Annotated in this window: 29 protein-coding genes and 1 tRNA gene; 21 read left to right on the top strand and 9 right to left on the bottom strand. The window is 39.0% G+C overall.

Translation table 11 applies throughout. The annotated features are described in order from the left end of the window. Positions 1-47: 47 nt before the first annotated feature. Complete coding sequence (locus EP1_RS05440) at positions 48-1,967, bottom strand: ABC-F family ATP-binding cassette domain-containing protein (RefSeq protein ID WP_067624667.1); 1,920 nt, start codon at positions 1,965-1,967, stop codon at positions 48-50. A gap of 201 nt (positions 1,968-2,168) precedes the next feature. On the opposite strand from EP1_RS05440, the gene EP1_RS05435 reads away from it, so the two are divergent. Continuing rightward, complete coding sequence (locus EP1_RS05435; RefSeq protein ID WP_067624664.1) at positions 2,169-2,807, top strand: redox-sensing transcriptional repressor Rex; 639 nt, start codon at positions 2,169-2,171, stop codon at positions 2,805-2,807. A 69-nt stretch (positions 2,808-2,876) separates the two neighbouring features. On the opposite strand, the gene EP1_RS05430 is transcribed toward EP1_RS05435, so the two are convergent. Continuing rightward, positions 2,877-3,215, bottom strand: coding sequence for a thioredoxin family protein (locus tag EP1_RS05430; RefSeq protein WP_067624661.1), 339 nt, complete (start codon positions 3,213-3,215; stop codon positions 2,877-2,879). 451 nt (positions 3,216-3,666) lie between these two features. On the opposite strand from EP1_RS05430, the gene EP1_RS05425 reads away from it, so the two are divergent. Together EP1_RS05425 and EP1_RS05415 are read left to right on the top strand one after the other, a co-directional pair. Next, positions 3,667-3,888: a hypothetical protein gene (locus tag EP1_RS05425; RefSeq protein ID WP_067624658.1), complete on the top strand. Its 222-nt coding sequence runs from the start codon at positions 3,667-3,669 to the stop codon at positions 3,886-3,888. Positions 3,889-4,306: 418 nt separating this feature from the next. Next, positions 4,307-4,377 (top strand) — tRNA-Gly (locus EP1_RS05415). 194 nt (positions 4,378-4,571) lie between these two features. Here the strand turns inward: EP1_RS05415 and EP1_RS05410 are convergent. Next, complete coding sequence (locus EP1_RS05410; protein WP_067624652.1) at positions 4,572-5,714, bottom strand: tyrosine-type recombinase/integrase; 1,143 nt, start codon at positions 5,712-5,714, stop codon at positions 4,572-4,574. Positions 5,715-5,764: 50 nt separating this feature from the next. Beyond that, positions 5,765-6,286 (bottom strand): helix-turn-helix domain-containing protein, encoded by a 522-nt coding sequence (locus tag EP1_RS05405; protein ID WP_067624648.1) that lies wholly within the window; start codon positions 6,284-6,286, stop codon positions 5,765-5,767. A 196-nt stretch (positions 6,287-6,482) separates the two neighbouring features. Here EP1_RS05405 and EP1_RS05400 point away from each other — a divergent pair, with 196 nt between their 5' ends. The 4 genes from EP1_RS05400 (at position 6,483) to EP1_RS05385 (ending at position 8,598) form a co-directional block, all read left to right on the top strand. After that, positions 6,483-6,746, top strand: a complete 264-nt coding sequence (locus EP1_RS05400) for a hypothetical protein (protein ID WP_048720911.1) — start codon at positions 6,483-6,485, stop codon at positions 6,744-6,746. Further along, positions 6,722-6,907, top strand: a complete 186-nt coding sequence (locus tag EP1_RS05395) for a hypothetical protein (RefSeq protein ID WP_048720913.1) — start codon at positions 6,722-6,724, stop codon at positions 6,905-6,907. The genes EP1_RS05400 and EP1_RS05395 overlap by 25 nt, the downstream gene beginning before the upstream one ends. A 142-nt stretch (positions 6,908-7,049) precedes the next feature. Next, complete coding sequence (locus tag EP1_RS05390) at positions 7,050-8,150, top strand: replication initiation factor domain-containing protein (protein ID WP_048720918.1); 1,101 nt, start codon at positions 7,050-7,052, stop codon at positions 8,148-8,150. A 64-nt stretch (positions 8,151-8,214) separates the two neighbouring features. Next, positions 8,215-8,598, top strand: coding sequence for a hypothetical protein (locus tag EP1_RS05385; protein ID WP_048720914.1), 384 nt, complete (start codon positions 8,215-8,217; stop codon positions 8,596-8,598). A gap of 264 nt (positions 8,599-8,862) precedes the next feature. Here EP1_RS05385 and EP1_RS05380 read toward each other — a convergent pair whose 3' ends face one another. From EP1_RS05380 to EP1_RS05370, 3 genes are all read right to left on the bottom strand, one after another. Continuing rightward, on the bottom strand, positions 8,863-9,432 hold the full coding sequence (locus tag EP1_RS05380) for a TetR/AcrR family transcriptional regulator (RefSeq protein ID WP_067624645.1): 570 nt from the start codon (positions 9,430-9,432) through the stop codon (positions 8,863-8,865). Positions 9,433-9,548: 116 nt separating this feature from the next. Next, the gene (locus EP1_RS05375; protein ID WP_067624642.1) at positions 9,549-10,880 is read right to left on the bottom strand and encodes an FAD-dependent oxidoreductase; all 1,332 of its coding nucleotides are present in this window, start codon (positions 10,878-10,880) and stop codon (positions 9,549-9,551) included. Positions 10,881-12,265: 1,385 nt separating this feature from the next. Continuing rightward, complete coding sequence (locus EP1_RS05370; RefSeq protein ID WP_067624640.1) at positions 12,266-12,952, bottom strand: CPBP family intramembrane glutamic endopeptidase; 687 nt, start codon at positions 12,950-12,952, stop codon at positions 12,266-12,268. A gap of 114 nt (positions 12,953-13,066) precedes the next feature. On the opposite strand from EP1_RS05370, the gene EP1_RS05365 reads away from it, so the two are divergent. From EP1_RS05365 to EP1_RS05355, 3 genes are all read left to right on the top strand, one after another. Next, positions 13,067-13,303: a hypothetical protein gene (locus EP1_RS05365; RefSeq protein ID WP_245630585.1), complete on the top strand. Its 237-nt coding sequence runs from the start codon at positions 13,067-13,069 to the stop codon at positions 13,301-13,303. Next, positions 13,290-14,234, top strand: coding sequence for an SPFH domain-containing protein (locus EP1_RS05360; RefSeq protein WP_067624638.1), 945 nt, complete (start codon positions 13,290-13,292; stop codon positions 14,232-14,234). Before EP1_RS05365 ends, EP1_RS05360 begins: the two co-directional genes overlap by 14 nt. Positions 14,235-14,392: 158 nt before the next feature. After that, positions 14,393-14,998 (top strand): DNA/RNA non-specific endonuclease, encoded by a 606-nt coding sequence (locus EP1_RS05355; RefSeq protein WP_245630584.1) that lies wholly within the window; start codon positions 14,393-14,395, stop codon positions 14,996-14,998. 250 nt (positions 14,999-15,248) lie between these two features. On the opposite strand, the gene clpP is transcribed toward EP1_RS05355, so the two are convergent. Further along, positions 15,249-15,842 carry an ATP-dependent Clp endopeptidase proteolytic subunit ClpP gene (gene clpP, locus EP1_RS05350; protein WP_067624632.1) on the bottom strand — a complete coding sequence of 198 codons (594 nt, stop codon included), beginning with the start codon at positions 15,840-15,842 and terminating at the stop codon, positions 15,249-15,251. Between the two features lie 387 nt (positions 15,843-16,229). Here clpP and EP1_RS05345 point away from each other — a divergent pair, with 387 nt between their 5' ends. From EP1_RS05345 to EP1_RS05325, 5 genes are read left to right on the top strand one after another with little or no spacing between them, the layout of a single operon-like run. Next, positions 16,230-16,745, top strand: coding sequence for a hypothetical protein (locus EP1_RS05345; protein ID WP_067624630.1), 516 nt, complete (start codon positions 16,230-16,232; stop codon positions 16,743-16,745). Positions 16,746-16,805: 60 nt separating this feature from the next. Then, a complete protein-coding gene (locus tag EP1_RS05340; RefSeq protein ID WP_067624628.1) occupies positions 16,806-17,540 on the top strand; it encodes a glycerophosphodiester phosphodiesterase in 735 nt (244 codons plus the stop codon). After that, positions 17,537-18,469 (top strand): tRNA (adenosine(37)-N6)-dimethylallyltransferase MiaA, encoded by a 933-nt coding sequence (miaA, locus tag EP1_RS05335; protein ID WP_067624624.1) that lies wholly within the window; start codon positions 17,537-17,539, stop codon positions 18,467-18,469. Before EP1_RS05340 ends, miaA begins: the two co-directional genes overlap by 4 nt. A 51-nt stretch (positions 18,470-18,520) precedes the next feature. After that, positions 18,521-19,765, top strand: a complete 1,245-nt coding sequence (hflX, locus tag EP1_RS05330; protein ID WP_067624621.1) for a GTPase HflX — start codon at positions 18,521-18,523, stop codon at positions 19,763-19,765. Continuing rightward, a complete protein-coding gene (locus tag EP1_RS05325; RefSeq protein ID WP_067624618.1) occupies positions 19,749-21,002 on the top strand; it encodes a methionine gamma-lyase family protein in 1,254 nt (417 codons plus the stop codon). The genes hflX and EP1_RS05325 overlap by 17 nt, the downstream gene beginning before the upstream one ends. 35 nt (positions 21,003-21,037) lie before the next feature. On the opposite strand, the gene EP1_RS13520 is transcribed toward EP1_RS05325, so the two are convergent. Further along, positions 21,038-21,211 carry a hypothetical protein gene (locus EP1_RS13520; protein WP_167540746.1) on the bottom strand — a complete coding sequence of 58 codons (174 nt, stop codon included), beginning with the start codon at positions 21,209-21,211 and terminating at the stop codon, positions 21,038-21,040. Positions 21,212-21,402: 191 nt separating this feature from the next. On the opposite strand from EP1_RS13520, the gene EP1_RS05315 reads away from it, so the two are divergent. The 6 genes from EP1_RS05315 to EP1_RS05290 all read left to right on the top strand — a co-directional run bounded on the left by EP1_RS05315 (position 21,403) and on the right by EP1_RS05290 (position 25,803). Continuing rightward, positions 21,403-21,783, top strand: coding sequence for a MerR family transcriptional regulator (locus EP1_RS05315; RefSeq protein ID WP_067624612.1), 381 nt, complete (start codon positions 21,403-21,405; stop codon positions 21,781-21,783). Positions 21,784-21,831: 48 nt separating this feature from the next. Then, positions 21,832-23,172, top strand: coding sequence for a type I glutamate--ammonia ligase (gene glnA, locus EP1_RS05310; protein WP_067624609.1), 1,341 nt, complete (start codon positions 21,832-21,834; stop codon positions 23,170-23,172). Between the two features lie 322 nt (positions 23,173-23,494). Then, positions 23,495-23,761, top strand: coding sequence for an IreB family regulatory phosphoprotein (locus EP1_RS05305; protein ID WP_067624605.1), 267 nt, complete (start codon positions 23,495-23,497; stop codon positions 23,759-23,761). 8 nt (positions 23,762-23,769) lie between these two features. Beyond that, complete coding sequence (gene ruvX / locus EP1_RS05300; RefSeq protein ID WP_067624602.1) at positions 23,770-24,189, top strand: Holliday junction resolvase RuvX; 420 nt, start codon at positions 23,770-23,772, stop codon at positions 24,187-24,189. A 15-nt stretch (positions 24,190-24,204) separates the two neighbouring features. Beyond that, entirely contained in the window at positions 24,205-24,528 is a 324-nt protein-coding gene (locus EP1_RS05295) for a DUF1292 domain-containing protein (RefSeq protein ID WP_067624599.1), read from the top strand. A gap of 171 nt (positions 24,529-24,699) precedes the next feature. Further along, on the top strand, positions 24,700-25,803 hold the full coding sequence (locus EP1_RS05290) for an alpha-hydroxy-acid oxidizing protein (RefSeq protein WP_067624596.1): 1,104 nt from the start codon (positions 24,700-24,702) through the stop codon (positions 25,801-25,803). The last annotated feature ends 225 nt before the right edge of the window (positions 25,804-26,028 follow it).

Here is a 26,028-nt window from a genome sequence, read left to right as displayed (position 1 = left end):
TATTAAAACGAAAAAGGAGAGAGGCGTCATCGGGCAAAAGTTGTAATTTATTCGAATTCTTCTAATTCTAGGCTGAGTTCTTCCCAACTAGCCAGCTGTTCTTCTTGTTCAGTTTTTTTCGCTTCCAATTCGTTGGTTAATGCTAACAACTGGACATGATCGTTTAAAACAGCGGGCTGACTCATTTGGGTTTCCAGTTCGGCGATTTTTTCATCAAGCAATGATAAATTTTCTTCGATTGTTTCGATTTTTCGTTTAAGACTTCGAATTAATTTCTGCTGTTCCTTGTCTTGGTAAAATCTCTTTTTCGGAGCTTCCACCGGTTCGATTTCCTTAGCTTGCAGCTCCGCGATTTCTTCTTCTTCTTTTTTCTTCTCTAAATAATAATCATAATCGCCTAGGTAGAGTTTACTGCCTTCAGGTGACAATTCAATCACTTTATTGGCAATCCGATTGATGAAGTAACGGTCATGGGAAACAAACAGCAGTGTGCCTTGATAATCGATTAAGGCGTTTTCCAAAACTTCTTTATTATCGATGTCTAAATGGTTGGTTGGTTCATCTAAAATCAAGAAATTTTCTTTATTCATGGATAGCTTGGCTAAAGCGACCCGTGCTTTTTCACCACCACTCAGTAGCGGGATCGTTTTTTCAACATCTTCTCCACTGAAGAGAAAGCCACCTAAAACACTGCGGATGTCTTTTTCTGGGGTAGTAGGGTGTTCGTCCCAAAGTTCAGCTAAAATGGTTTTATTCCCATGAAGATCGGCTTGTCCCTGGTCATAGTAGCCGATTGAAACATTCGTCCCAAAATGTGGATCACCTTTGATGAAGGGAAGTTGACCAATTAATGATTTCAATAATGTCGATTTACCGATGCCATTTGGACCAACTAGGGCGATAGCATCTTCGCGACGAATATCTAAGTCGACTGGTTCGGCTAATGTTTTTTCGTAGCCAATTGCGGCTTCTTCTAGCTGCAAGACGACATTGCCGGAAACCTTATCAATATCAAACATGAATTTAGCAGACTTTTCTTTTCCATCTGGTCGATCTAAGCGTTCCATTTTGTCCAATGCTTTGCGGCGGCTCTGTGCTCGTTTCGTAGTCGAGGCGCGAACTAAATTGCGAGCGACAAAATCTTCCAGTTTTCCAATCTCGTCTTGTTGTTTTTCATACGCTTTCCAATCACTCGCTAGCTGAGCGGCTTTCAAATCAAGATAACGTGAATAATTTCCTTTGTAGTGACGAATCTTATGACGAGAAATTTCATAAATCTCATTGACGACTTGATCTAAAAAGTAGCGGTCATGGGAAACGATTAAAAGAGCACCAGCATAGCCTTGCAAATAATCTTCCAGCCAGGCCAAAGTTTCAATGTCTAAATGGTTGGTTGGCTCATCCAGAATTAAAATATCTGGTTTGACTAACAGCATCCGAGCTAACGCCAAGCGGGTTTTTTGTCCACCCGATAAGGTACTGATCTCCTTATCGTAGAAACTTTCATCGAACTTGAAACCGTGGAGCACACTACGGATTTCATTTTCATAGCCGTAGCCGTTTTGATCATTAAAATCGTGTTGCAACTGATCGTATTCTTTCATTAAAGAAGCATATCGGCTGTTACTTTCTGGTGTTTCACCAATAGCTACTTCAACTTCTCGCATCCGCTGTTCCATATTACGGACGCCTTCAAAGGCCTTCAACATCTCATTCCAGATCGTTTCAGTGGAATCAAGACCTGTGTCTTGAGCCAGATAGCCTAAGGTTGCTTGCTTATTTTTAATCACCTGACCAGCATCGGGTGTTTCAATCCCTGCGATAATTTTTAAAAGGGTTGATTTGCCGGCACCATTGCGACCAACTAAGCCGATGCGAGCTTTACTAGCCACTTCTAGGTGGATGTTTTCAAAAAGGGTATCGGCACCGAAATAGCGGGCGATTTGATTTGCTTGTAGTAAAATCATTGGATATCTTCCTTAAATTTATTTTTCCGAATGGATTTAGTCTAACATATTTTTAGCACCGACGCGATTGGAAGCGGTCATTTCATTTGAATCGTGATTTTTTCACATAATTTCGAGCACGAGCGTTGCAATTTCACTAAGATTCTTGCTATTATAGTGCAGTAGTCAACATTACGAATTTTTTAGTAGAGGAGAGTCATTGTGAAGGAACAATCAATTCCAAAAGCGACTGTTAAACGATTACCGCTATACTATCGGTATTTACGTATATTGAATAATGCAGGAAAAACAAAGGTATCATCGACTGAATTAAGTGAGGCCATCCAAGTCGATAGCGCGACAATTCGACGGGACTTCTCGTATTTTGGGGAGCTAGGTAAGCGTGGCTATGGCTATGATGTCGAAGATTTGATGCACTTCTTCGGTAAAATCCTAAATGATGATCAGTTGACCAATGTAGCATTGGTCGGTGTTGGTAATTTAGGGAGCGCCTTATTAAAGTTCAAATTCCATCAAAGCAACAGTATTCGTGTTAGCTGTGCCTTCGATATTAAAGAAGATATTGTTGGTCGGATTGTAGATGGTATCCCAGTTTATCCTTTAGATAACATGGTGGAACAAATCAAATTGCAACAAATTGAGATCGCGATCTTGACCTTGCCTGCACAACAGGCGCAACCGGTTGTTGATCAATTAGCCGAGGCTGGCATCAAAGGAATCTTGAACTTTACGGCTGCCCGTTTGACTGCGCCAGACGATGTCATCATTCAAAGTGTCGATTTGACGAATGAATTGCAAACGTTGATCTATTTTTTACATCACAACCCCGAGAACAAATAAAAGATTATAGAGAAAATAGGTCCCAAGCTTGGTATAGGCTTGGGACCTATTTGTTTTGGCTTGCAGAAATCAGCTGAATAATGATTGATAGTCCGGCGCTCCTGAATCCTTGGGTAATTGTTCTAACATATTTTCTAAGGAAGTGAAATCAATAAAGCGGGCTTGCCGAGCAACTTCTTTTCCTTCATGATAGACCAAAACAGCAGGAACTGTTAATACCTCAAAAAAGCCAGCTAATTCGGGCTGCTGTACAATGTCTAAATGATGAAAAGAAATTGCGTTGTCTTCAGCCATTTTTTTCACTTTAGGTTCGTCTACATGACAGATACTACAATTTTCAGAAGAAATAAAGACGATCGTGTTTGTTTGGTTATTCAAAGCTTCTTTAACAGCATTTAAGCGTTCCATAATCTCATTTCCTTCCCAGACTGTATTTGCATACTAACAGAAAGTTAATCAATATTGGCTCGATTGTCAATTTTCCTGTTTTATTATAGTCACATTTTTTAGAACCTGTGCTAATTGAGCCCAGGTTCTTTTCATTTTTTGAATAATAAAATTTTAATATTTGGTGGGCACTTCAATCACTTCTAAAGTTAGCTGTTCAATCAAACAAACGATCTAGGGGCTTCTTTAAAATAAATATATATGTCAATAAAAATGCCCAAGCTACTTTTATGAAATTAAAGAAAAATTTGAAAAAAACTAATTTAAGTAGTTAGAAATAAGGATTTTTTCCTGTTTGTAACTTTTTTCCAGCTTTTAAAATTGTACTTTGATGAGTATGATGCTAATTTTTTTGTAAGAAAGCGCTTTTGTTTTTTGTTAGAAATTACTTTATGTGAAGGAAGGGGAATTTATGGCAGAAAATTATAGGAAATTAATCAGAATTTTGTTATCTATAGTTCTTGTTTTAGGGATTTTAATGCTTTTTAGTAATCCCATAAAAGATTATATCGTGGAATACAATGTTAAAAAAGCGACTGTTCAGCATTTTTCCGCAGCAGAGATAAAAAAAATCAGCGGATTGTTGAACAAGAAATGCAAAAAACTAACAGCGAGATTGTTTCGTTTGATATAGCAGCTGTAGAACCGGTGGATACGGCCTCAACGCTTCAAGAGCTAGTCAATCAAAAAAAATATCCAGTTGTTGCTGGAATTGCTATTCCTAGTGTTGAAATCAATTTACCAATTTTTAAATGAACAAGACGTTACCTTGGTTCGGCCTCAAAAAAATAATACAGTGCTGATTTTAGTTGTTGTATTAGTCATTTTGTTGATTGTGATCGGTATCTTGATTTGGAAAATAAAAAAGTTTAGAAAGTTCGCAAAAGGCCATTTCTTATTTTAGTTGTCCGTAAAAGCTAAGATCGAAGGCTGTCCTGTAAGAATTTACTTGAACATAATAGGATGGCTGAAGTGATTCCAACAACTTGAGCCAGTATTTTGCCTGTTTATTACTTGTCATCTGAAATAAACAGGTTTATAATAACAAACATGCGGGTGTAGTTTAGTGGTAAAACAGAAGCTTCCCAAGCTTCCGTCGCGAGTTCGATTCTCGTCACCCGCTTAGTCTAAAAACCTTGATGTATCAAGGTTTTTTCTTTTTGTCTTGATTTGTTGATATCATTGGGTATCAGCAATTATCAAGCCCGTCTAAACTATTATCTAAACTACTTTTTGGATTCAGTCATCTCAGCGAATGCTTGTATAGCAGGGATTGAGACGATTGAATCCTTTTTTTATTTCTAGACTCTAAACTATTTAGCTTAGAGCGTTAGCTAAGAGATTAATCGAGTCTATTTTCTCTTCTTGATAAACTCCTGCGTAGGTATCTAACGTCATTGAAACACTGGAGTGCCCTAGCAGCTCTGAAACGGTTTTAAAATTAATACCTTGTCCAATTAGAATGGTTGCAAAAGTGTGTCGGAGTGCGTGAGGACTTAGTTTAGGAATTCCAGCATGCTTTGAGATTCTGTGTAACCAAAGTCTTGGATGTGACAGTTGGATGGGTTCGCCTTTTTCATCACAAAAGACAAACTGTTTCCCATCAAAGATATTGACACCTAATTTTAGACACTCCTCTTTCTGAATCAGACGCCACTTTTTCAAGATAGAAATTGTCTCATCGGTTAACGGGATTTTTCTTCTAGACTTCTTAGTTTTTGGTTCCTCAAGATATTGCCTTCTGTTTTTCCCACGAGTCAAAGTCTGTTTTATGGTAAGTACTTTTTCATCAAAATTGATGCAATCCCATTGCAAACCCAAAATCTCACCTTGTCTACAACTTGTATTCGCAAGCAAGAAAAAGAATGTATAGATTTGAAAATGTTCGTTATTTTTTGCATATTCCAATAACTTTTTAAGCTCGTCTTTAGTATAAAAGTTTATTTCCTTTTCTTGAAGGTTCTTTTTCTTTCTTGGCATGACAATTTTTTTTGCTGGATTTTCGGATACATAACCTTGCTTAATAGCAAAATCAAAAATCCGAGAGACGTTTGAAACATACTCTTTAAATTGAGTATTCTTTTCTCTCATGGCATTGGCAAATTTTTGAATATCGGATACCCGTATTTTTTTGATTTCTTTCTCTCCAAAAGTTGGCAAAATATGAGTGTCAAATTTTTGCTTAAGTTTTACAAAACTTGATTCTTTCACGGTAAGCTCGTACGTCTCTAACCATAGTTCATAGATTTCCTTAAATGTTGCATCTTTGTGATTTTGAAACCCATTTTTTAAAATGTCATACGAAACTTGACGATAATAAGCTTTAGCAGCTTTCTGAGTGAGAAAGCCTCCTTTATTAATGTTAACTTGCTTCTTTGTCTCGGGATTTACTCCAAGATATCCCGTCACTCGCCATAAATTTGCTCCATTGCTTTTTTGATATTGTGTGTATGTTGGCATTTTTTTCTCCTTCTCATGTGTGGGGCACATAGGAAAGGAATGAACTTTCGTTACTTGTTCTGTTCTGCTTCTTGAATGAAGGCTAAGTCTTTTGCGGTTTTTTCAATTTCCTCAAATGGTAAGTTGTCAAAGAAGACTGGTTTCATCTCTGGTTTCCCATGACGATCCAAAATCGGATTGCCGTCTTCATCCAAACGCATTTGTGGGGTAAAGAAGCGTTGGATAAAGGCGAGTTTCTCTGCTACCTCGTCTATTTCTTTCACTGTGTGGCTATTCAAAATTTTCGCCAAAGTAAACAAATTTTGAACTTTTTGATCGTACTCGTCGATGCGATCGAGAATAACCGTTGTTTCTGATACCGCAATCTCTTTTGGTGAACCAAAGAGTTGAATCGGTGTCGCGTGAAAGACCGTCGCAAATTTTTCCAAGCTCTCAAATGTCGGGTAACGGATTCCCCGTTCGATATTGGAGATGGTTTGTTTTTGTACACCAATCTTTTCCGCTAATTCCGTTTGGGAAAGTCCCATTTCTTTTCGTAAACGAGCGACATTGTCGCCAAAGTTTTCTATCATTTTCTTCACCTCGGGTCTATCATAAGCGCTTTCCCTAAAAAATTCAAGTGAAAAATAAACAAAATAGTATTTCTAATAAACTTTTAAAATATACTTGACATCTATTTATAATCGCGGTAGAGTGTACGAAAAGATACTATTATATTTATTTATAGTCTTTTTAGTTTTAAAAGGAAATCATAAGGAGGTGAGAAAAATGTCGGCATTGGAACAAGCGCTCCTGAATTGGGAAAAAGATCAAACCAATCAATTCTTTGCCCTGTTAGAAACCCGCTTGGAAGAAACACAAACCCAGCAGGATATCGTCAAACAAAAATATTGTGCGGCGCATTTCGATGTGAGTGTCAATACATTGAAAGAATGGGTTCTTCAGGGCTGTCCAGAAATTCGATTGGACTCAGGTATGGTTTTATACAGCATTCAAGCGGTGAGAAGATGGTTATTAACCTATCAAAACTAAACAACGGTGTGGGGCCAAGGAAAGGAGCCGGTGTCGGGTTGGTGTGGTTGCCGCAGCCGTTACCTCGACTGCGATGGCTGAAAGCCAATCAAGCAGACGAGGCTTACGGAAGCGTGGAACGCACGGGTCTTTTGCGAACACCAGACACTGGCTTAGGATAAGGTGCTTTTCTAATAGCACCTTATAAAGAGAAAAATAATGGCTAATAACTACCGGAAAAATGCGAAAAAAGCTGATACTACCAAGCTTTTTCACAACAAAAATGATTTGCGAACAAGCTCAAATTTTAAAGGAGGTGATCAAATGACCAAAAGTACCCAGAATGTGCTAGGAAAAGTAGATTGGTTTCAAGCCGTCTTGCATCAAGTCAGCTATCAGACGGTCTTTCAAGACTTATTAAAAATCAGTTTAGAGTCCGTCTCGATTCAAGCAGGCAGTTTAAAACATGAAGAATACGATATTGTGTACACCTGTGGCTTTCTCAAATACTACACCTATCACCAGCCAGAAAAGGCCAAAGAACGCGGAACTCTTGTCCTGAGCGGGCAAGCCTGTACCACCTATGAATGGATTTTGCTTTCGTATAACCCAAAGGCGAATGTCTTTCAAGAACTCGCTACCCGTTTTTACGAGTATGCCAGTCAAACCGCCTTCACCTTTGAAATCAAGCGTCTGGATTTAGCCTTGGATGATTACAACGAAATACCCTATTTCACGGTGGACCAGCTCCACAATAAGGTGAAACGGAAGCAATTCCTTTCAAAAGGACGAAGCTATCAACTCCATGACAGCGAGTTTGATGCCAAACAACGGGCAAAAACGGTTAGTATCGGCGTTCGAGGATCGGCTTGTATGTTTCGGGCCTACGATAAAGCCAAAGAAATGGCTAAAGACTTTGACGGAGTGAAACAAGAGGAAATCCTGGCACGGGCTCCGCAAATTCGGTTGGAAGTTGAAACACGAAATGATGTGGCAGAAAGTCTCTTTCGAACAATTGCTTTTTTACCACAAGATCAATGTGTCGCAAACTTAATCCGAGGCTTCCTGCAAACGGAACTTACCTTTTACACGGACAGCTCCTTAAAGCAGGTCTGTCGTTGGTGGCAGGACTACCTAAAACCAAGTCTGGTTCCCACTATCACTCGGCAGTATCAAGTGAGTAGCTTTGACCGTTCTTTGAACTGGTATGAATATGGTGGACCCATGGCGTTAACCCAAGCACTCTTTTTCTTGCATCATGAGGGTGTCGGGATTGATCCAAGTTTGTTAGAGATTCGCCCCAATTATGAATGGACACCCGAACTTTCTGATCGCATGATTCAATACGTCAGTGAGCAACAACGTCCCGATTTGATTCCGCTTATCCAAGAACGCACCAAAAAAGCGTCCGTCACTTCCCAATAAGTGAACGAACGCTCTGTTAAAAAATTTTCTAAATCAAGTATAGCAAAGAAAGGAAGAAAACACGATGCCAAAAATGTTAAGTATCAACGATTTTGATTTCGGAGCCATTGGCCCAACCTTTGAACTAGATGAGGTCAGTCCGAAGTTTGCGACCGAAACTCGCACCGATGAAAACGGTCAAGTCATTCTAGATCGCGAAAACAAACCCAGAAACTTCTATACCGATGAGATTATCGGGTACAAATATTCGGTGACCATCCTAGAGGGACAATTCCGTAAAAAAGCAACACAAGTCACCGTGAATACCTTAGACCATCCAATTGACAATGATGAGATTATGAAGCGCGAGAGTGTCAAATGCCGATTTGAGAACTTACAACCAAGTAGACCTGGGCACCCGATGTATTATAAGGCAGATAAGATTGTTTTGTTAGGGAATCAGAAATAAAAAAGTAAGGAGAGCACACTAATCTGCTCTCCTTATTCTTCGGTTGAACGGAAAAAGAGACTGTGACGAACACCTTTGGCGCAAGCGTCTAAAAAGTACAATCCCAAAATCATTCTCGGTAGACTCCTCAAAATAACTTTCTGGAAGATTTAGTTGTAATTAGAGTAGGCCAGATACTTCCTACACGACTTTTGGCATGATAACTCTATTCTACACAAGATTCAGATTAATTCCTCATTTTGGTTCAGGACCGCACTTCCTATCTCAATTTGTCACAACCAAATACTTTTTCTTTAATGAGTTAATTGTTTCATCTAACACTGACAGATCTTGTGTGACCTTTAATAATACAATACCTCCTTGAATCTGAGCAATAATTGATCTCGCTTCAATTTGAGATTCCTCAAAACTCAACGAACTAAAAGAAAGTAAATTTTTAGCTAAAGAAATAATCCACTCATTCATAAAATCATTTAGTAAATCACGAAAGTCCTCATCCTCCAGTGATAATTCGACAATTAAATTTCCCATTGGACATCCATAATAACGATTCTGATCTTTATGAAATGAATAAACCCAATCCAACATTGCTTCAAAATCATGTTGAGGATTTAAACTGGGAGCCAATATATCATCGAACAGCTCATTTTGCCAAGACTTAACGTTTTCACGGATTACTTCTATACCAATACTTTTTTTAGAATCAAAATAGTAATACAATTGTCCCTTACCTGCATCCGCTGCTGCTAAAATATCCCGAATAGAAGTATTGTTATAACCTTTTTTATAAATTAAATTGCGTGCCGCCGAAATTATCTTTTCCTTCGTTCCCAAAATAGTGTTCTCCTCTTTTGTTTAAAGTATGGCAAGTCTAGCAACTGAGGATATTATTGTCAAGATTGCTATAAATCACTTCAAATTTTGAATTGAGAACCTCTCTTTCTTTATTCCTATTTTAATACGTCATTTAAAGATTCGCTCATAGTTGGGTGTGTGTAAATATTATCACGTAGCATTGTATATGGGAGGTTAGCCTTAATAGCTAAGGCAATCAAATTAATTACTTCATGAGATTCCTCTGCATAAATAGTTGCCCCTAATATCTGTTCAGTTTTAGGATCTACTAAAATTTTAAAAACACCTCTCGCATCTTCAAGTACTTGTGCTTTAGGTACTCCAGCAGCCATTAACTTAAATATTTTATAGTCGATATTCCTTTTTTGGGCTTCTTTTTCTGTTAACCCAACGTTAGACAATGGCGGTGTAATAAATACACTATAAGGAACAACTACTCTGTCTGAAACTTTTCGTTCTTCTTCCCCAAACAATTGACTTAAAATAATGCGATAATCGTCCAAAGAAATATAAGTAAATTGTAATCCACCTTTAACATCTCCAATAGCCCAAACATCGTCAGCAGTGGTTCTTAAAAAATCATCAACTACTATAGCACCGCGATCAGTTACCTGAATACTTGTATTTTCTAAACCTAGCTCCGATGTATTTGGCTTCCTCCCTGTAGCTGCTAGAACTTTGTTTGCTTTGACGATTTTCTTCTCGCCGTTTTCGGTATAAGTTACTTCGGCAAAATCCGCATGATCTTTCACTTTATCAATAGAAACACCTAAATGGAATTCAATACCAGCCTCAACTAAATCATTATAGATCAATTCTGAAACATCATCGTCTTCTCTAGAAATAAAATCAGTACTAGCATCCAAAACAGTCACCTTACTACCATAGCTGTTAAACATAGAGGCAAATTCTAACCCAATATATCCAGCACCTATGATAACAAGATTGTCTGGCAACTTCTCCTGATCCATTGCACTAGTAGAGTCTAGCAAATAAGTACTTTCCCTCAATCCTACTATTGGAGGAATGACTGGAACAGCTCCAGTGTTAATAAAGATTCTTTCACCTTCAACTTGTTTTATTGAACCATCGGGCAAAGTCACTTCCAGAATGTGATCAGCAACAAACTTAGCAGTTCCATCTAACACTTCTCCCGTTGCTTCATCTGAGATCATATGATAATTCTTATTTCTCAGCATACCAATCAATTTCTCTTTATGTTCTATAGCAGTGCTGAAGCTCATTTTTTTTTCACCATTTAAAATTAATGACTTGGATGGGATACAGCCAATATTAATACAAGTTCCACCATACATTCTCTTAGATTTTTCGATTACTAATACGGATTGACCTTTAGCTGTTAATGTTTTTGCGAGTGTTTTTCCTCCCTTACCAAAGCCAACGATAATATTTTCATACTTATTCATACAAACCCTCCATTTTTCTGTACCAATCGGTAGGTACTGAATTAATTGTATTATATTAGAGATAAATAAGTAAAATCATTTGCTTATGCGCTATTGTTCTTTTACATAATACACAGATAGATAGTATTAGCTCATTAAAATGAGTTTATAAAATAATCGAATGAATTTTTTTGATTTCCGAAGTAATTCGCCACCAAGTAGAATTTCAAAAGAAATCTTTATTGTGATGTAGCCAAATGGGGACACCAACAATCAACAACGAAGTCACGTTATTTAAGCGGATTATTTTTGATTATCAAAATTTTATCGTTTTCTTTCACACATGAAGCTATTTACAGTAAGGATTGATATTTCAAATTTTAAACATTTGAGAATAATAATGAAGCACTTGTTATATCAATAGTGCTTCAGCAGAGGGACTATATCATCAGATGTTAAATATTCAGCTAGTAACAATATAAAACTTGATTATTTTTATAACTGTGAAAAGGGACTTATTAATTTAGCTTCATTCTTTTCCTATATACCCCACACCTTTTTTGTCTTTATGAACCTAAACTATTATCTAAACTAGCCAGTATTGGTATAGTAAAAATACTGATAGAGCAAGAATTTGAGAGCCATGCTGTTAACACAGAAGCTTCCCAAGCTTCCGTCGCGAGTTCGATTCTCGTCACCCGCTTAGTTTGAAGAGTGGGAAAGCCTGATAAAAAATAAGGCTTCGCTGCTCTTTTTTTAGGCTGCAGTAATTTCTTTGTTTTAGTAAAAAGGCCCCAAAAGATTTATAAATCCTGCTCTTGCTATTCAATTGAAAAATGATGTATGCTGAAGGTGTTGCGGAAGAGTATATCCGTGAAGAGGTATATCCTCTGATGAAACCAACGTTTGTGGCTGAGCGTTGGTTTTTTTGTATTTGAAAACAAATTATGCAGAAAAGAATATTTTCTGGTGAGTCCTTTCAATGGACATTCATTTCTTTAATGAAGGAATTATTTTGATTGAAAAAAAGTTTTTTTCGTAATGGATTTTGCTAGAGTTCTATTGGAGCCAGGAATATACTATGTGCAAATCAGTGAAAGGGGTTAGACGGGGTTTATCTTTGAGCTAAGTGAATTAGTGTAATGTTTATAGGAATATTTTTTTAAATTTCACGACTGATCTATTCCCGTTTGTCAACGATAATCCCAAATTCACAGGGATGTAATGAAGTGATCAGTAGCTGGGAAAATACGGCAACAACTATTTAGTAGAACTTATTTAGTTAAGATGAAATATCGTATTACTTGCTGCCAGCTACTAGGAGCGACTAGATAATTTACCATTGTCAGGCTGTCTATTTGCGCCCTTGTATATGGCAAACTACAAAAAAATCCTCCTAGTGAGGATTAAACAAGCATTCCGAATAGGTTTAAAAATAAAAGCAATAGTGCTGGCAAAAGTGAATTCATCGCGTTGAACATCCAATGAACCATAAGCGGGGCCCAAATATTTTTGACAATCAAATAAATGAGGCCTAAATAAATGCCAATAGCCATATAGGGAATCATGGCATAAATATTTCCATTGAAATTATGCCAATGAATAAGACCAAATAAGATTCCTTGTACAAATAGCATGAAAAATCGGAAAATTTTGTTAGAAATTTTTTCCAATAGTAGGTAACGAAAAGTCAATTCTTCAGTAAACGGAGCGATGAAGGGAGTCATAGCTGCTAAAACAGTCCAGCCGACAGAAAGCGATTGAATTGAACTACTATTTGTTGGAACTGTTAATAAGTCACTGGGAATCAAAGCGCGAACGAAATGAAGGATCAAAAAGACTCCGATAACTAAAAGAATGCTTAATAATAAACGTTGAAAAAGTTTTTGGCGAAAAATTTGCCATTGTGCACGTAAAAAATCATGGAATAACCAAATCATAATGAAAAAGCCTGCTGAAAACAATAAAAAGGACGCTAACAAAGCGGCTTTGGGGTTTTTATCAGGTTGTAAAAGTGGAAAGATATATTCGTCAATCAGCATTTCTGCGGGTAGCACTAAAAGCCCCCACCGTTGTTTTTTATTTGCGATCATTGTTACCACTCCGTTCCTTTGATAGTTTAAGAAAATTGCTGAAAAGTGTAAAGTAATATGCAAGAATGTAGTATTTGTTTGTGAGGAGTTTGGTATACTAGCTAAAAGGGGGAGATGGTGTTGGCGGATTATCAGATGCAAAAGACAATGGGGAAATGTTTTCGCAGTAAACAAGCAGAGATACGTGGATTAATCCGAATCTTAGGTAGTTGGTATGATTATAAAGTAGTTAATGGGCAGCCCGAGCCTGGAGACATGCTGGAAGTTATTGACTTTACCAGTCGGGAATTGTTAGTCGTTATCAATAATAATTTAGTAGAAAGTGATGTGAATTACATTGATCGTATTTAATATTATTTTGTTTGTTGTTTTTATAGTTATTCTTTTGTTTATTCTGAGTCAGTTAATAGTAATTGTTCAGCAAGGGGAAGTTAAAGTTGTTGAAAGTTTTGGTAAGTATGTTAAGACGTTGGAACCTGGGTTGCATTTCTTGATTCCAATTTTGTATGTGGTGCGTCGGCGCGTTTCCTTAAAACAAACGCCGATTCAAATCGAGCCTCAAAGTGTGATTACACGGGATAACGTAATTGTTGAGATTGATGAAGCAATCAAGTATCATGTAACCGATGCACGGGCTTTTGTCTATGACAACGAAGATGCTGTTACGTCAATGATTCAGGATTGTCAATCAAACTTACGTGGGATTATTGGGAAGATGGAATTAAATGAAGTGTTGAATGGAACAGAAGAAATCAACGTTAATCTATATGAGAGCGTCAAAGATATTACTGCTGGATATGGTTTATCGATTGACCGGATCAACATTGGAGAAATCTCTGTTTCAAATGAAATTGTTAATTCCATGAACAAATTAATTACGGCCAGTCGGGATAAAGAATCGCTGATTACGATCTCTGAAGGGAAGAAACAATCGGTTATTTTAGAATCCGAGGCAAAATCTTCTGAAATGCAGATTGATGCTGAAGCGCGGGCCCGCCAAACAAAAATCGACGCAGATGCACGGGCAGAGCGGACGCGTATCGATGCAACAGCAGAAGCAGAGCGGATCGCTAAGATTACAGAAGCAGAGACGGCGCGAATCAAGGCGATTAACCAAGCCATCGCGGAGAGTAATTTAACCGACGAAATGATTGCTTATCTAGGAATTGAAGCGTTCAAACATGTTGTTGAAAATAATGGCAATACCGTCATTATGCCAAGTAATTTAACTGAGTTGGGCAATGTACCAGCTATTAAAGAAATTTGGCAGCAAACGAAATAAGCGGTTATCGTCAATTTTTCTGAAAAGGGGATCCGCTAGCTAGGAGTGGGAGAATCATCGCAACGAAGAAACAAACACCTAAAATTATCTCTGCGATTGTTGTATTATTAGCTGGAGTTTACGGTGTTTATTCACAAGTTAAGCCAGACAATGACTCAATGGAGGCAGTCAAAGAAGTACAGGTCAGTCAGTTATCGGAAATCCCAGATTATGATGGTGAACATCAAACGATTGAGTTGAACAACAATCGCCCGGCATTTTCTAAAGAAGATTTGTCCATGGATCAGGGCACTTGGACTCGTTTTTCCGATTTGGATCATTTGAATCGAGTGGGTGTAGCAAACGGGATGCTGGGAAAGGACTTGATGCCGCAGGAAGAACGTGAGCGTCTATATGTGAAGCCGACTGGTTGGCATCAGAAATTTTATCAAGATAAGCCACTATATAATCGTGCCCATCTGATTGCTTTTCAATTTTCTGGCGAGAATAATAATTTGAAAAATTTAATGACCGGCACAGCTTCGTTGAATGATCCGGGCATGAATGACCATGAAATCGAGATCGGTAATTATATTCGTAAAACCAATCACCATGTCCGTTATCGTGTAACGCCTTATTTTAAAGGGGAGGAATTAGTCGCCCGTGGCGTTCAGATGGAGGCCCAAAGCGTTGAAGATGATCAGATTTCATTGAATCTATTCATCTATAACGTGCAAGAGAGCATTAAGATTGATTATCAAAATGGGTATTCACAAAAAGAATAAGTCATTTTCTAAATGACGCTGTAGGTAGGTTCGCTTTAACGAGCCTGTCTACAGTTTTTTTAGTTAAATACCAGCGAGTCAGCGTGTGGAGTCTTCCCGTAGCGATACTTATGATAGGGGAAGGATTATTTATCAAGTAAGGCGGTCGAATAAGAAATGAGTACGTTTGCTTTGGTTCCTTCAGATTCTATTGGAAAATCCAAAAAAGGATGTGTACCAAAAATCTTGGCACACATCCTTTTTCCATGTTTTAGTTCAAAGCGCTGCTGTTTTCCATAACTTCATCAATCAAGCCGTAAGCTTTTGCTTCTTGGGCAGTCATGAAGTTGTCACGATCAGTATCGCGTTCAATCACTTCAATCGGTTGACCAGTACGTTCAGACAAGATGTTGTTTAAACGTTCCCGGGTTTTCAAGATATGACGAGCAGCAATCTCGATCTCTGTTGCTTGACCTTGAGCACCGCCAAGTGGTTGGTGAATCATAATCTCAGCGTTCGGTAAAGCAAATCGTTTGCCTTTAGCACCAGCTGTTAATAGGAAACTCCCCATTGAAGCAGCCATACCAAGTACGATTGTTTGGACATCAGCCTTAACAAAGTTCATTGTGTCAAAAATTGCTAAGCCGGCTGAGACGCTACCGCCTGGTGAGTTGATGTAAAGGTAAATATCTTTTTCAGAATCTTGGGCATCCAAGAAAAGTAATTGGGCGATGATAGTGTTCGCCATGTCATCGTTCACTTCACCGCTTAACATAATAATACGGTCTTTCAATAAACGAGAATAAATGTCGTAAGCACGTTCGCCACGAGATGATTGTTCAATAACTGTAGGAACTAAATTCATAGTGAATCCTCCTTAAATAATATTCATAATTAGTTTAGCACAAACAAGGTTAGATTGCTAAAGCTAAAGAAATTATACATCCTTGGTCAGTTTTGGTCAAATAGAAGGCTTCGTTTTTTTATCTGACTCGAACTATCCTAGAAACATGAAAATATGGTACTATTAATAGCGCAGAGGATCAAATGTAATGGACAGAAATAAAATAAATAATTACATTTCTATCCAATTAAGTAAACCCTGCTTTTTTAAAGTGTTTTACTGGAAGCATCGTAGCAGAAAAATGCTGAGCATAAAAAAATACGGTTAGTATGCAGCGTGAACTTTTATTTTAATAATCGTTAGGTTGTACGTAACACGTTTAGGTAAATAAGATGAGGAGGAAAAAAAGTGGAAATTGCATTTGTGGGGCTGATTGGCGTACTAATTGGCGCGGCTTTAACAGGTATTGCAGTCTTTTTTATTTTTAGGTATATCGATTTACGTCAGCGTCGAGAAAGAGAATTAGAGCATCAAGTGAAAGAAATAGAAACCATTAATCTTTTGAATAAAAAAATTAATGAAATTTTGTCCAAACGCAATGTGTTGATGCAAGATTATGTTGCGTTCAATTCCTTTGATGATTGTTATATTACGATTGATGATTTCATTTATTTGAATTCTTTTACGGCTCAAAATAGTTTCTATCTACCTAATTATTTAATTGAAGAGTTTTTCAAAAATATCTCTCATCGTAAAGTTATTTTGTCTCCAGAAGAAACGGTTAAAATCGGCGGCTATACTTATAAAGGCGGGCGGATTGTAATGGAGACTTTTTCAGAGCAGCTTTTAGAAATCCTTGAAGAGAAGCGGCAACAGCTGACGCGCTTAACGAAACAACCGTTGCGCTATTTTAATGTGCAATAATTGGTGGTTTTGAGTGCTGTAAAATAGAAATGTTTATAAATATGGACGAGGTGATAACAGATGACAGTAATCATTGCTCATCGCGGGAGTGCAGGAACCCATCCAGAAAATACATTGCCTGCGTTCATGGAGGCAGTCCGGACAGGGGCAGATGGGATTGAACTGGATGTTCATTTGACGGCTGATCAGCAATTGGTAGTAATCCACGATGAGAGCGTGGATCGGACGACGGATGGTAAAGGATTGGTTCGTGAGTTGACGTTAGCAGAGATCAAGGAGCTGGATGCCGGTAGCTGGTTCGATGAAAAATATCAAGCAACTAAAATCTCTACACTGCAAGAAGTGTTGAATTTATTATTACAAATGCGTTTTCGCGGCGTTTTATGCATTGAGATTAAAACGAATAAATATCATTATCCTGGGATCGAAGAAAAAATTTCAGCAGTAATGACCAGTAAAGAGTGGCCCTTTACTTATTGGTATGCAAGTTTTAATTTAGAGTCCTTGCAGATTATGCATGAATACGAGCCGGATGCGCAATTTGATTTGATTCAAAAAAATGACTTAGATAAGTATCAGACTGTTTTGACCACTGATTATCTTGAAGGATTACATCCCAGCTATGACTGGGTGAAGCAGCATCCTGAGATTGTAAAAAATTATGAAAAAGCGATTCGTCCATGGACGCCTAATTTGTACGATACCTTGATGAACTGTTTTGAAAAAAATTTAGCGGGAATCATCACCGATTTCCCAGAAAAGGCCATTCGGACGAGAAGTAGGTACAAACAATGAAAGTAATCGCAATTGTAGGGCCTACTGCTGTAGGAAAGACTAGCTTAAGCATTGATTTGGCTCAGCGTTTTAACGGAGAGATTATCAGTGGAGATTCTATGCAAGTTTACCGTGGCTTAGACATTGGGACAGCTAAAGTTACCATTGCTGAAATGGCAGGAATTCCCCATCACTTGATTGATGTTCGCGAGATCGATGAACAATATTCAGTAGCTGACTTCCAGAAAGCTGCGAGACAAGCCATTCAAGAAATCACTCAGCGGGGGAAGCTACCGATTATTGTGGGCGGTACGGGGCTGTATATCCAGTCGCTGTTATGGGATTACAAGCTTGGTAGCGAAGGTGAACCCGAAGACTCCTCCTTGCGAGAAAAATATGAGCGTTTTGCAGCAGAAAAAGGAAATCAAGCATTGTGGGAAAAGCTACGGCAAAACGATGCATTGGCAGCCGAAAAAATCCACTATAATAATCGAAAAAAAATAATCCGTGCTTTAGAGGTCTTTGAATTGACTGGTCATTCGATTATGGCTCCCAAAGAACAGCCCCAAAAACTGTATGATAGTTTCTTAATTGGATTGAATACGGATCGCGCCGTTTTGTATCAGCGAATCAATCAGCGGGTTGATTTGATGATTGAAGAAGGCCTTTTAAAGGAAGCGGAAAGCTTAGCAGCAACCCCGAATGTTCAAGCGGCTCAAGGGATTGGTTACAAAGAACTGTTTCCTTATTTTTCAGGAGAGTCTTCATTAGAAGCGGCAATCGAAGAAGTTAAATTGCATTCACGACGTTATGCCAAACGTCAGTTGACATGGTTTCGCAATCGGATGTCAGTTCATTGGTATGACTTAGTCCAACAACCAGATGTAATTGAAGAGATTGAAACAGCGATTGAAAATTGGTTAGCTGAGGAGTCTTCGATTGATCAATAAAGATAAACAGAAAAAAAGTAATTGCCAAAAGAGGAACGAGGAGGGAACGAATTGTCAGAACGAGTCATTTTAGTCGGCGTCGAGACAGACGAGAGTAAAAGTAACTATTTAGAATCAATGCATGAGTTGGCAGGACTGACCAAGACGGCTCACGGCGAGATTGTTTTTTCATTGACCCAAAAACGGCCGAAAGTTGATCGACAAACGATTATTGGAAAAGGCAAATTGGAGGAGCTAGCCCAATTGGTTGAGGCTCATGAAGCAGAGTTGGTCATTTTCAACCACGCTTTGTCTCCTCGTCAAAGTCAGACGATTGAGGATCAAGTGGGTGTCCCTGTGATTGATCGAATCCAGTTAATCTTGGACATTTTTGCTCAGCGTGCGCGATCAAAAGAAGGCAAGCTGCAAGTTGAGTTGGCCCAATTAGATTATTTGTTACCGCGTCTAGTTGGACAGGGGCAGAGTTTATCACGGCTTGGTGGCGGAATCGGAACCCGAGGACCTGGGGAAACGAAATTGGAAACCGATCGTCGGCATATTCGTCGGCGGATCACAGCCATAAAAAAAGATCTGAAAGAAGTCGAAGCGCATCGTGAGCGTAGCAGACAAAAGCGACAACAATCCAGCATTTTTCAAATGGGTTTGATCGGTTACACCAATGCCGGTAAGTCAACGATTTTGAACTTACTGACCAATGCCGATACTTATTCAGAAGATCAGCTTTTTGCAACCTTGGACCCGCTGACGAAACGTTGGCGCCTGCCGCAAGGAATGGAAACAACAATTACGGATACGGTCGGCTTCATTCAGGACTTGCCGACGCAATTGGTCGATGCCTTTCAATCAACACTCGAAGAAAGTAAAGGAATGGATCTTTTACTACATATCGTAGATGCTAGCGCGGAAGATCGGCAACAACAGGAAAAAACTGTGATGGATTTGTTGAAGGAACTTGAGATGGATGATATTCCTGTTTTAACGATTTACAACAAGGCTGATCGGATTGATGAATTTCGCTTTGCTCCGACGCTTTTTCCTAACGTCTTGATTTCTGCTAAGACGACGAAAGGCAAAGAGCAGTTAGCTGAAGCAATTAAGCGTGAAATCATGAACCTATTAGAACCTTATTTGTTAACGGTAGGCGCTGATGAAGGTCAGGCTTTAAGTGAAATGAAACGAGAGACGCTGGTCTTGAGCGAAACTTTTGATGAGGAGAAGGAACAATACATCGTCCGAGGTTTTGCTAAGAAAAACTCTCTTTGGATTAGGAGAATGGAAGATGAATTGGACAGCTGAGTTAGCACCAGAACTAGTTGCAAAAGTTGACCGAGTGGATCAACAAATTTCCCAACGACTGCAAGAAGTACGGGAAGTAGCATTATCAAACCAAGCCAAAGTATTAACTGCTTTTCGAGAAAATCATGTTTCGGAAAGTCATTTTTTACCTTCAACAGGTTATGGAAATGATGATCAAGGAAGAGATGTGTTAGAAGCAGTTTATGCCCAGGTCTTTGGCGCTGAGGCTGCTTTGGTCCGCCCACAAATTGTATCAGGGACGCATGCAATCGCCACCTCATTATTTGGTGTGCTACGGCCTGGGGATGATTTGCTTTACATTACCGGCACGCCTTACGACACGTTATTAGAAGTAATTGGTGTACAAGGTAATGGCATTGGTTCTTTTAAGGAATACAATATTGGGTATGATGAGGTTGAGCTTTTAGCGGATGGAAATGTTGATTTCGATCAAGTAAAAGAAAAGATCACAGCTAAAACGAAGGTTGTTGCGATCCAACGATCTCGCGGCTATGCCGCACGTCCATCTTTTACGATTGAAAAAATCAAAGAGATGTGTGATTTTGTTAAGAGCGTTGCCCCTGAAGTTGTGATTTTTGTCGATAATTGTTATGGAGAATTTGCTGAACTGTTGGAACCAACACAAGTTGGAGCAGATATCATGGCGGGCTCGTTAATTAAAAATCCTGGTGGCGGAATTGCGAAAACGGGGGGGTATATTGCAGGTAAAGAAGCCTTAATCGAGCGCTGTGCCTATCGGCTAACGACCCCGGGAGTCGGGGCTGAAGGGGGTGCGATGCTAGGCAGTGTTTTTGATATGCTGCAAGGTTTTTTCTTGGCACCGCATGTTGTGAGCCAGGCGATTCAAGGGGCGATTTTTTCAGCAGCGTTATTAGCTGAGTATGATTTAGAATCAACCCCCAAATGGGATCAACCGCGTACCGATCTGATTCAGTTGATCGATTTTCGTGATCGCGACCGAATGATCCAGTTTTGCCAAGCAATTCAAAAATACTCACCGATCGATGCTTATGTCGCTCCAATTCCGTCTTATATGGCCGGTTATGAAGATGATATTATCATGGCGGCCGGCACTTTTATTCAAGGTGCTAGTATTGAATTAAGTGCAGATGGTCCATTGCGTGAACCCTATTCATTATATTTGCAAGGTGGGCTAACTTTTGAGCATGTAAAAGTTGCAGTAACCAATGCAGTGAATGAAGTGTATCATCAATAATGAGCATTCCGAAGTCATTCTGGACTTCGGTTTTTTTATCTTTTTTCGATAGTTATGGCTTCTTCTTTTAGTAATAATTCTAGGTCGCGACTGAAACGGACAAGATAGGTATGGTTCTCTTTATAGCAAGCTGTAACGATTCCAACTAAGCCGGCCATTGAATGGTAATCATTAATTTTAACTAGTTCACCAATATTAAATTTGGACAAAAGTTCACCTTCTACTTTTTTTAGTAGTATATCAGATTTTTTTGTAGTGTTGAAACGTTGATGGGATAAGGCGTTTTTAGAAAAAACGAACATTCCGATTCTTTATGTAAGAAAATCTGACATTAACTCTTGACGATTGGTCTATCGGATGGTATTCTTTTTTCAACATCAAGGAACAAGGAGGAATGGTTATGCGGGAAAAAGAACTACGTCGTTCACTTGCTGTTTTTCCAATTGGTACAGTTATGAAATTGACTGATTTGACTGCCAGACAGATTCGGTACTATGAGGAACAAGAGCTGATCCATCCTGAACGAAGCGAAGGAAACCGTAGGATGTATTCTCTAAATGATATTGATGTGCTACTGGAAATCAAAGATTATCTATCCGATGGTTTAAATATGGCCGGAATCAAACGGGTCTACCAAATGCGTCAAGAAGAGGTCAAAGCTGCTAAAGCGAAACCACCGTTGACGGATAAAGATGTTCGTCGAATCTTTTATGATGAAATGTTGACACAAGGTGGCTTTCAACAAAATAATCCATATCAATCACAAGGGCCTAAACTTTAGTGGTTGTGGAATATAAAAAAATGAAGTGTGAGGAAGGGATTAGATACTATGCCGAAAAGAGATCTAAGTAAAGAGGATATTAAACGAATTGTTGAAGAAGAAAACGTCCGCTTTTTACGTCTAATGTTTACAGATATTATGGGGACAATCAAAAATGTTGAAGTGCCAGTCAGCCAAATGGAAAAAGTTCTAGATAACAAAATGATGTTCGACGGTTCATCAATCGAGGGCTTTGTTCGAATTGAAGAAAGTGACATGTATTTATATCCAGATTTGACGACTTGGATGATTTTTCCTTGGGAAAGCAATCATGGCAAAGTAGGACGATTGATCTGTGATATTTATGGACCAAGCGGTCAACCATTTGCTGGGGATCCTCGCGGGAACTTGAAACGGGTCTTAAAAGGAATGGACGAATTTGGTTTTACTTCATTTAACTTAGGGCCTGAGCCTGAATTCTTCTTATTCAAAATGGACGAAAATGGCAATACAACATTAGATTTGAATGACCGTGGTGGTTACTTTGATTTTGCCCCAACCGATTTAGGTGAAAATTGTCGTCGTGATATCGTATTGGAACTTGAAAGTTTAGGCTTTGAAGTTGAAGCATCTCACCATGAAGTGGCGCCTGGTCAACATGAAATTGACTTCAAATACGCAGATGCCATTGAAGCTTGTGACAATATCCAAACCTTTAAGCTAGTGGTTAAAACGATCGCTCGTAAACATGGTTTGCATGCGACGTTCATGCCTAAACCACTTTACGGTATTAACGGTTCTGGTATGCACTGTAACATGTCTTTATTCAACGACGAAGGCAATGTTTTCTATGATGAAGATGGTCCTATGCAATTAAGTGAAACGGCGTATCAATTCCTTGCTGGGTTAATGAAACACGCGCGTGCATATACGGCAGTATGTAACCCGATTGTTAACTCATACAAACGTTTAGTTCCAGGATTTGAAGCACCTGTTTATGTTGCTTGGAGCGGACGCAACCGTTCACCGTTAATCCGAGTTCCTGAATCACGTGGCTTGTCAACTCGTTTAGAATTACGTTCAGTTGACCCAGCGGCTAATCCATATTTGACAATGGCTGTATTGTTAGAAGCAGGGTTAGACGGTATCCGTAATAAATTAACACCGCCGGCAGCGGTTGATCGTAACATCTATGTGATGACAGAAGAAGAACGTAAAGAAGCAGAAATCTATGATTTACCTTCTACGATCCACAATGCTATCAAAGAATTGCGGAAAGACCAAACGATGATTGATGCTTTAGGCAATCATATCTATACGAACTTCAATGAAGCAAAACGCATGGAATGGGCAGCTTTCCGTCAAACTGTTTCAGAATGGGAACGCGATCAATACTTAGAACTTTACTAATCCTAACTCAAAAAAGATACGCCTGAGATTTTTCTCAGGCGTATCTTTTTTGTTAGTGTTAAAATACTGAGGTAATTGTTATAGAGAAAAATAAGTAAGAAGAAGGTTTTCTTTTTGATTGTTGACTGTTAAGCGCTCGAAAGAGAAAAAAGTTAAATTAAAAAAGATGCTTAAGAAAAGCCGTCTGTTTTGAGTAAAAGCATGTTATAATAATTCGGAAGATTTTCTAAAGCCAACAGATTGGCAACTTACAAAGTTTGTAAGTTTTGTCTTCTTTTAGTAAACTATAGATGGTGATAAGTTCAAGGAGAGGTGTGAAAGAATGGGATACACAGATGAAACAGTCCGTTTTGATTTTGACGACAACCGCAAAAAAGAGATCAGCGAAACATTGACGATCGTCTACAACGCTTTAGCCGAGAAAGGCTACAACCCGATCAACCAAATCGTCGGCTATTTATTATCAGGCGATCCTGCGTATATTCCTCGTTATCAAGATGCACGAAACTTGATTCGTCGTCACGAACGCGATGAAGTCATGGAAGTTTTAGTTAAATATTATTTGAAAGACCATGGTATTAATATTTGAAGCGAGTGATGGGATTAGATGTTGGCTCGAAGACGGTTGGAATTGCAGTTAGTGATCCATTTGGTTGGACAGCTCAAGGAGTTGAAATCATCCGCATCGATGAAGAAAAAGGCAAATTTGGTCTTGAGCGACTTGCTGAACTAGTCAAAGAGTATCAAGTAACTAAATTTGTGATAGGGCTCCCGAAGAACATGAATAATTCGATTGGTCCTCGAGCGGAAGCTTCGATGGCCTATGCCGAGAAAGTCAAAGAATTATTTGCTTTGCCCGTCGAATTTCAAGATGAGCGGCTAACCACGGTCCAAGCAGAACGGATGTTAGTTGAACAGGCGGACGTCTCACGTTCCAAAAGAAAAAAAGTAATCGATAAACTAGCGGCGGTCATGATTTTACAAAATTATCTTGATCGAACCGGCAATAAACTTTAGAAAAGAGGAATAAGAATGGCACACGAACACACACATGACCACGATCACGAGCATGATCACGACCACGAACATGAAGTAATTACTTTGGTTGATGATGAAGGAAATGAAACACTTTATGAAATTCTATTAACGATTGACGGACAAGAAGAATTCAATCGTAACTATGTTTTGCTTTACCCAGCCGGCGCACCGGAAGAGGAAGATGTTGAATTGCAAGCATACGCATACGTTGAAAACGAAGACGGTAGCGAAGGTGAATTACAACAAATCGAAACTGACGCTGAATGGGATATGATTGAAGAAGTTTTCAACACATTCATGACCGAAGAAGAAGAATAAAAATTAAAGAGACCAAATCTCTAATTAGAGATTTGGTCTCTTTTTGTCTAAATACAGGATATTTTTTGCGAAAAATCAACAAAAATGAAGCGCAAACAGATTGTTTGTCAACAGTTAATTGGAAGCGTAACATAATTTTTGTAAACGCATACTTTTGAAGGTGGGATTTAAATGGAAAAGATTTATCAAGCTAGCACAGCAGAGGGTGCCGTCGACTTTATTAATACGTCTGATCTTGAGGAAGCGGCCAAGGAGGTCATACCTGAAGGGGGCTACGGCTACATTAGTAGTGGAGCAGGGGATGGTTTTACTTATCAGGAAAATGAAAGGGCTTTTAATCATAAATTAGTCATTCCTCATGTCTTGGAGAATGTGGAATTACCAGATACCAGTACGCGCTTTGCAGAAGAAGCTTTAACGGCTCCAATCATTATGGCTCCCGTGGCGGCCCATGGTCTGGCCAATGTGGCTGCTGAAAAAGCTTCGGCTAAAGGGGTTGCACGCTTTGGCACGATTTATACGGCAAGTTCATACGCGTCTTGTACGCTAGAAGAAATCCGTGAAGCCGGTGGGTCTGATGCGCCCCAATGGTTTCAATTTTATATGAGTAAAGATGATGGTATCAACCGAGATATTCTAGACATGGCTAAACGCAATGGGGCAAAAGCGATCGTCTTGACCGCCGATGCTACTGTTGGCGGGAATCGTGAAACTGATCGCCGGAATGGTTTTACTTTTCCATTAGCGATGCCGATCGTTCAAGCTTATCAGTCAGGAATTGGTCAAACCATGGATGCTGTCTACGGCTCCTCAAAACAAAAATTAAGTCCAAAAGATGTGGAATTTATTACTAACTATTCTGAATTACCGGTCTATGTCAAAGGTGTACAATCAGCAGAAGATGTCACACGAGCGCTTGGTGCAGGGGCGTCGGGGATTTGGGTTTCCAATCATGGCGGACGTCAGTTAGATGGAGGTCCTGCTGCTTTTGATTCACTGCAATATGTGGCAGAAGCCGTAGCCGGAAGGGTCCCGATTGTTTTTGACAGCGGTGTAAGACGCGGTCAACATATTTTTAAAGCAATTGCTTCAGGAGCTGATTTAGTAGCAATTGGTCGACCAGTTATTTATGGTCTAGCTTTAGGTGGATCAGTTGGTGTGCAACAAGTTTTTGATTTCTTTAAAAAAGAACTCGAGATGGTGATGCAACTGGCTGGTACACAGACGATTGCAGATATTAAAACTGCTACTTTAAGAGAAAATCGTTATTTATAAGCTGCTAAAAAGCATTCGTCGCTTCAGAGTTTGTTCTTTACTATTTCTTTGTCCCGTGCTATCTTTTTATTAAGAAAGATAGGTAGAGGAGGAAAAGGAATGACTGCATCAATGAAATTGCGCAAGAAACTTTTGAATGATTAATTGAATATCAATTCAAAAGTCTAGGAGCAGCAATTTCAGGGGATGAGTGTATACTTTTCTAAATGAGAAATGCAAGGCATA

The organism is Enterococcus pseudoavium NBRC 100491, from assembly GCF_001544295.1.
GTDB lineage: Bacteria > Bacillota > Bacilli > Lactobacillales > Enterococcaceae > Enterococcus_A > Enterococcus_A pseudoavium.
This window is presented reverse-complemented; position numbering and strand designations above follow the sequence as displayed.

Bases quoted from the DNA above. Each gene is read 5' to 3' on its own strand.
- EP1_RS05315 (WP_067624612.1), top strand. From the start codon at position 21,403: ATGCGGGAAAAAGAACTACGTCGTTCACTTGCTGTTTTTCCAATTGGT.
- EP1_RS05395 (WP_048720913.1), top strand. From the start codon at position 6,722: ATGGTTATTAACCTATCAAAACTAAACAACGGTGTGGGGCCAAGGAAA.
- glnA (WP_067624609.1), top strand. From the start codon at position 21,832: ATGCCGAAAAGAGATCTAAGTAAAGAGGATATTAAACGAATTGTTGAA.
- ruvX (WP_067624602.1), top strand. From the start codon at position 23,770: ATGGGATTAGATGTTGGCTCGAAGACGGTTGGAATTGCAGTTAGTGAT.
- EP1_RS05430 (WP_067624661.1), bottom strand. From the start codon at position 3,215: ATGGAACGCTTAAATGCTGTTAAAGAAGCTTTGAATAACCAAACAAAC.
- EP1_RS05385 (WP_048720914.1), top strand. From the start codon at position 8,215: ATGCCAAAAATGTTAAGTATCAACGATTTTGATTTCGGAGCCATTGGC.
- EP1_RS05425 (WP_067624658.1), top strand. From the start codon at position 3,667: ATGGCAGAAAATTATAGGAAATTAATCAGAATTTTGTTATCTATAGTT.
- EP1_RS05365 (WP_245630585.1), top strand. From the start codon at position 13,067: ATGGTGTTGGCGGATTATCAGATGCAAAAGACAATGGGGAAATGTTTT.
- EP1_RS05340 (WP_067624628.1), top strand. From the start codon at position 16,806: ATGACAGTAATCATTGCTCATCGCGGGAGTGCAGGAACCCATCCAGAA.
- EP1_RS05305 (WP_067624605.1), top strand. From the start codon at position 23,495: ATGGGATACACAGATGAAACAGTCCGTTTTGATTTTGACGACAACCGC.
- clpP (WP_067624632.1), bottom strand. From the start codon at position 15,842: ATGAATTTAGTTCCTACAGTTATTGAACAATCATCTCGTGGCGAACGT.
- EP1_RS05405 (WP_067624648.1), bottom strand. From the start codon at position 6,286: ATGATAGAAAACTTTGGCGACAATGTCGCTCGTTTACGAAAAGAAATG.
- EP1_RS05390 (WP_048720918.1), top strand. From the start codon at position 7,050: ATGACCAAAAGTACCCAGAATGTGCTAGGAAAAGTAGATTGGTTTCAA.
- EP1_RS05325 (WP_067624618.1), top strand. From the start codon at position 19,749: ATGAATTGGACAGCTGAGTTAGCACCAGAACTAGTTGCAAAAGTTGAC.
- miaA (WP_067624624.1), top strand. From the start codon at position 17,537: ATGAAAGTAATCGCAATTGTAGGGCCTACTGCTGTAGGAAAGACTAGC.
- EP1_RS05375 (WP_067624642.1), bottom strand. From the start codon at position 10,880: ATGAATAAGTATGAAAATATTATCGTTGGCTTTGGTAAGGGAGGAAAA.
- EP1_RS05355 (WP_245630584.1), top strand. From the start codon at position 14,393: ATGGAGGCAGTCAAAGAAGTACAGGTCAGTCAGTTATCGGAAATCCCA.
- EP1_RS05290 (WP_067624596.1), top strand. From the start codon at position 24,700: ATGGAAAAGATTTATCAAGCTAGCACAGCAGAGGGTGCCGTCGACTTT.
- EP1_RS05400 (WP_048720911.1), top strand. From the start codon at position 6,483: ATGTCGGCATTGGAACAAGCGCTCCTGAATTGGGAAAAAGATCAAACC.
- EP1_RS05440 (WP_067624667.1), bottom strand. From the start codon at position 1,967: ATGATTTTACTACAAGCAAATCAAATCGCCCGCTATTTCGGTGCCGAT.
- EP1_RS05370 (WP_067624640.1), bottom strand. From the start codon at position 12,952: ATGATCGCAAATAAAAAACAACGGTGGGGGCTTTTAGTGCTACCCGCA.
- EP1_RS05410 (WP_067624652.1), bottom strand. From the start codon at position 5,714: ATGCCAACATACACACAATATCAAAAAAGCAATGGAGCAAATTTATGG.
- EP1_RS05295 (WP_067624599.1), top strand. From the start codon at position 24,205: ATGGCACACGAACACACACATGACCACGATCACGAGCATGATCACGAC.